Annotated in this window: 1 protein-coding gene and 1 pseudogene; one reads left to right on the forward strand and one right to left on the reverse strand. The window is 70.3% G+C overall.

Going from position 1 to position 1,529, the window contains the following annotated elements; genetic code table 11:
* Window positions 1–410: pseudogene (locus tag ASE86_RS16560) on the reverse strand (ATP-binding cassette domain-containing protein); the annotation flags it as partial.
* A 42-nt stretch (window positions 411–452) separates the two neighbouring features.
* On the opposite strand from ASE86_RS16560, the gene queG reads away from it, so the two are divergent.
* Window positions 453–1,505, forward strand: a complete 1,053-nt coding sequence (gene queG / locus ASE86_RS14065) for a tRNA epoxyqueuosine(34) reductase QueG (protein ID WP_156347223.1) — start codon at window positions 453–455, stop codon at window positions 1,503–1,505.
* Window positions 1,506–1,529: the final 24 nt, after the last annotated feature.

Genomic DNA, 1,529 nt, shown 5'->3' on the forward strand with positions numbered 1-1,529 from the left:
TTCTGGTCGGCAGCGTGGCCGAGATTCGCCGCCTCCAGCATCGTGCGCGCGCGCTTGCGCCCGGTCGACCAGTCGAGCCCGCGCAGCGCGCCCATGAACGCGATCGCCTCGACCGACTTCATGCCCGGATACAGCCCGCGCTCCTCAGGCAGATAGCCGACATTGTCGCTGGCGTCGCGCGGGTGCGGCCGGCCGAGCAGGCTGCGCGTGCCCTCGTCGGGTTCGATGATGCCCAGCAGCATCCTGAGCGTCGTCGTCTTGCCCGCCCCGTTGGGGCCGAGCACGCCGTAGATCGCGCCCTTGGGCACTGCGATGTCGACCCCGTCGACCACTCGCCGATCGCCGAAGCGCTTGACGAGGCCGTTTGCCTGTACGGCCAATGTGTCGGTCAAAATGTCCCCCAATCGCATCCGCGCCTGTGGTAGCGGGCGAGGGTGCGCCAAGACAAGCCGATCGAGCAGCGATTGAAGGAAAAGGCGGCGGAGCTGGGCTTTGCCGCCACAGGGGTCGCGCGCGCCGATGCCGCGCCGCGATCGGGCGCCCGGCTGCGCGAATGGCTGGCGGACGGCGCGCACGGGTCGATGATCTGGATGGAGGAGAGGGCGGGAGCCCGGGAGAGCCCGACCGGGCTGTGGCCCGACGTGCGGAGCGTCATCGCACTCGGCATGAGCTATGCGCCCGGCCGCGACCCGCTGGCGCTGGAGGGGGCGGGGGATCGCGGGCGGATTTCGGTCTATGCCCAAGGCGGCGATTATCACGACGTCGTGAAGCGCGCGCTGAAGGCGCTGGGCCGGTGGCTGGTCGAACAGGCGCCCGGCGAACTGAAGGTCTTCGTCGATACGGCACCGGTCATGGAAAAGCCGCTGGCGGAGGCGGCGGGACTCGGTTGGCAGGGCAAGCACACCAATCTGGTCAGCCGGACGGACGGCAGCTGGCTGTTCCTGGGCGCGATCTACACGACGCTCGACCTGACGCCCGATGCGCCGGGGCGCGACGCCTGCGGATCGTGCGACGCGTGCCAGCGGGCGTGCCCGACAGAGGCGTTCCCCGCGCCCTACCGGCTCGATGCGCGGCGCTGCATTTCCTACCTGACGATCGAGCACAAGGGGCCGATCCCGGAGGAATTTCGCGCCGGCATCGGTAACCGCATCTACGGCTGCGACGATTGCCTGGCGGTCTGCCCGTGGAACAAGTTCGCCGCCGCGGCGCGGGCGAACATGGCGTTCCAGCCGCGGGCGGAACTGATGGCGCCGCGGCTTGCGGACCTGCTCGACCTCGACGATGCCGGGTTCCGCCAGGTGTTCGCGGGCTCGCCGATCAAGCGGATCGGGCGCGGGCGGATGGTCCGCAACGCCGCGATCGCGGCGGGGAATTCGGGGGATGGGGCGCTGGTTGCGCCGCTAACGCGATTGCTGGGCGACGCCGATGCGGTGGTGGCAGAGGCGGCGGAATGGGCGTTGAACCGCTTGAATCCTCCCCGGCACGGGGAGGGGGACCAGCCATAGGCTGGTGGAGGGGGCTCTCCACGC

This window comes from Sphingomonas sp. Leaf33 (assembly GCF_001421785.1).
Lineage (GTDB): Bacteria > Pseudomonadota > Alphaproteobacteria > Sphingomonadales > Sphingomonadaceae > Sphingomonas.